The organism is Defluviitoga sp. (assembly GCF_035349255.1).
Taxonomy (GTDB): domain Bacteria; phylum Thermotogota; class Thermotogae; order Petrotogales; family Petrotogaceae; genus Defluviitoga.
Window position 1 is genome coordinate 1 of the sequence record NZ_DAOPSE010000076.1, and the last position, 3,378, is coordinate 3,378.

The window sequence follows — 3,378 nt, forward strand, 5'->3', positions numbered from 1 at the left end:
GCACAAAAAGAACCATTGTTTCACCTAAAGTTACTACATCCATTATAATCACCACCATTAATAATACAAAAAATACTAGTTAATATTTTTAATTAATACTTTTTTTACTATTGCTAAGTAGTTTAAATATGTAGGGAGCAGAATACAAAACAACTATTATAATAACTAAAATAGCTGAAATTGGTCTTGCCAAAAACGGCAAAAAACTTCCATTAGACTTGATTAACCCAATTCTTAAATTATTCTCAACCATAGGACCCAAAATAATTCCTAAAATCATTGGAGGAGTTGGAACATTTATTTTGTTTAATAAATAACCAATTAATCCAAAAATTATCATAATCACAATGTCAAACACACTATTTCTAATTGCATAAGCTCCTACAAATGAAAAAACAGTTACAATTGGAGCAATAATATTTTGTGGAAGTTTTAATACAATACCAAATAATTTAATTCCAACATATCCAACAATTATGAGCAATAACTGTGAAATTATCGCTATGGAAAATAATCCCTTAATTATCTCAGGATTATTTTGAAAAACTAATGGACCAGGTTGTAAATTATACATTAACATGATTCCTAGAACAATCGCTGTTATTGAATCTCCCGGTATACCAAAAACAAGAGCAGGAATCCATGTCCCTCCTAATGCGGCATTATTTGCAGATGTAGGAGCTATAACCCCCTCCATACTCCCTGTTCCAAACTTTTCTGGTTCTTTTGAACTATTTTTTGCAACTCCATAAGAAACCCATGCAGCAATATCAGCACCAGCTCCAGGAAGTGCTCCAATAAAAGTCCCTATAACTGAAGATTTAATAAAAGTCCATTTGTTTTTCCATATAATTGTTAGAGCTTCCTTAAAAGGTAATTTAAACTTTCCTTTCACACCAGAGTGTTTCAATTCTGATTTTGAGCTTACAATATTTAACACTTCAGAAAATCCAAATAATCCGATCATAGCAGGAATAAATTCAATTCCTCCTAGTAATTCAATACTTCCAAAAGTAAATCTAGGATATCCTGTTGTTGCATCCATTCCTATAGTTGAAATAAACAAACCCAGGCAAGCAGAAATCAAACCTCTTATAGTATTTCCTTTAGAAAGAATTGCTGCTATACTAAGCCCAAAAATTCCAAGCCAAAAATATTCATAGTGTGTAAACTTCAAGGCGAAGTTAGCCAAAAAAGGGGCTAATAACATTAAAGCTAACACTCCAACTAATCCACCTAACGATGAACAGATAAGGTCTATAGTTAAGGCTAACCCTCCCTTACCTTGTTTTGCTAATTCATAGCCATCTAAAATTGCAGCACCAGAAGAAGGTGTTCCAGGCATTTTTAAAAGAGTCGCAGGTATATCGCCAGCAAAAATTGAAGTAAAAGAAACTCCTAGAACCATAGCAAAACCTGCTAATGGATTCATATAGTAACTGATTGGAGCAATTAGAGCCACAGCCATAGTAGCAGTTAAGCCGGGAATTCCTCCTACAAATACACCTAAAAACATCGATAAAATCCATGGAATCAAAATTTCTAGAGAAAAAAGATCCATAATAGTCATAGTCGTCCTCCTTATCAATCTTTTGATTTGGCCTTTTCAAATATATTTATTAGCAAAGCTTTTTCACCATTTTTTATCAATTTCAAATGGAACTGAATAATCCAGTTGGAAACGATACATTAAAGAAAAACTGAAAGACAACTAAAATGATAACCAATACAATTAGGGAAATCCCAATACTTGTTAAAAATTTGACTCTTAATCTTAACATTAATATTACTAATAAAATTAATGTACATATTATAAAACCAAAATAATTAAGTAAAATAACATATATTAATGAAGAAAAAAGAAAAAAAATAATATTTTTATTCTCCCAACTTTTGAACCAACTTAAATTTATTTTAAAAGTATTTCCACTCATGAAGGAGCATATTATTTCATACACACCAGCTATTAAAAAAACTATTCCTAGAATTACTGGAAAAAATGCTGGGCCAGGTAATCTTATACCACTTACTTCAAAAGAGGGGAACTTTATTGCTTGATAAAAATCGATAATAGCTATTAAAACAAGTGTTAACCCAAACCAAAAATTACCCTTTTGTTTTTTCATTTATAATCCTCCATTTATCATTTTTGGAAAAATTTTTATAATCTAATTTAAGTATAGGTCAACAAATAAATAATTTCTCAATTCTAGTATACAAAAAGGCATTTATCTTCTTTTATAATGTATTAATTTTTGTATAATAAACATAGTTGCGTTTCATTAATTTTTAAGAAGATAAATGCTTGACAATTAGATACAATTAAATTATAAATAAAAATATTATTCAGTCCTATTTTTCCAAAAAAAAGCCATGAGTTTTAAATCTTCGTAATTTAATTAAATATATCCTCCCAATTGAAGAAGATGCTTCCATTCACCATCTTCTTTTTTTACAAATTCAAAAAAAGATTCTGGATCTCTTATTTTTATACCAAAACCATTTTTCTTCATAAAATCAATAAAAGTCTCTTTGTTGACTACTTTCAGCATGTTTTGATAAATTATATTAATAATTTCTTTTGGAGTTCCTTTCGGAGCAGCCAATCCTCTCCAAGTTCCTGAAGACCAATCTATCCCTTGCTCTTTTAATGTAGGTACATCAGGAAATTCAGAGAGACGTTCATCAGACATTACCGCCAAAGCTCTTACTTCTCCAGCTTTAATCTGAGGGGAAACTTCTGCAATACTACAAGTAATAACATCAACGTGTCCTCCTAATAATTCAACCAAAGCGGGAGCAGCTCCATCTGTTGGAACCCACAATACATTACTTGGAGAAATTCCTGCTTTGTCCAACATACCGACACGACTCAGATCCCATACTGAAGCCGGTCCAGAACCAGAGAATTTATATTTTCCAGGATTAACTTTTATATCCTCAAGTAAATCATTTATTGTATTCCAAGGAGCATCTTTTCTTACAACTACGCCGGCAGGATCTTCATTTACTTGAATTATGTACTCAAAATTTTCATAATTTACTTTAGCAAAACCAAGCCAATGAAGTGTTGCCAATTCTTGAGTTACAAATGTTAAAGTATAACCGTCTGGTTTTGCATATGCTCCCGCAGTGTGCCCTACTGCTCCTCCTCCTCCTGGTTTATTCAATACTACAAAAGGTTTACCAAATTCTTCTTCTAATCCATTTGCAATAACCCTTGCTATTCTATCACTTCCTCCACCAGCTGACCATGGACAAATAATCGTTACCGCTTTTGTAGGATAGTTTGCAAAAGAACTCAAAAATAATAGAACTAATACTAAAAAAGTAACTAAATACTTTTTCATTTTCTCACCTCCAAAATAAATTTGTAAA

3 protein-coding genes are annotated in these 3,378 nt (G+C 31.3%); all 3 read right to left on the bottom strand.

Annotated features, from left to right (window positions below; translation table 11 throughout):
* Positions 1–88 precede the first annotated feature (88 nt).
* The 3 genes from PKN74_RS08140 to PKN74_RS08150 all read right to left on the bottom strand — a co-directional run bounded on the left by PKN74_RS08140 (position 89) and on the right by PKN74_RS08150 (position 3,350).
* Positions 89–1,570 carry a tripartite tricarboxylate transporter permease gene (locus PKN74_RS08140; protein WP_472310332.1) on the bottom strand — a complete coding sequence of 494 codons (1,482 nt, stop codon included), beginning with the start codon at positions 1,568–1,570 and terminating at the stop codon, positions 89–91.
* An 82-nt stretch (positions 1,571–1,652) separates the two neighbouring features.
* Positions 1,653–2,126, bottom strand: a complete 474-nt coding sequence (locus PKN74_RS08145; RefSeq protein ID WP_472310334.1) for a tripartite tricarboxylate transporter TctB family protein — start codon at positions 2,124–2,126, stop codon at positions 1,653–1,655.
* A gap of 273 nt (positions 2,127–2,399) precedes the next feature.
* The gene (locus PKN74_RS08150; protein WP_472310336.1) at positions 2,400–3,350 is read right to left on the bottom strand and encodes a tripartite tricarboxylate transporter substrate binding protein; all 951 of its coding nucleotides are present in this window, start codon (positions 3,348–3,350) and stop codon (positions 2,400–2,402) included.
* Positions 3,351–3,378: the final 28 nt, after the last annotated feature.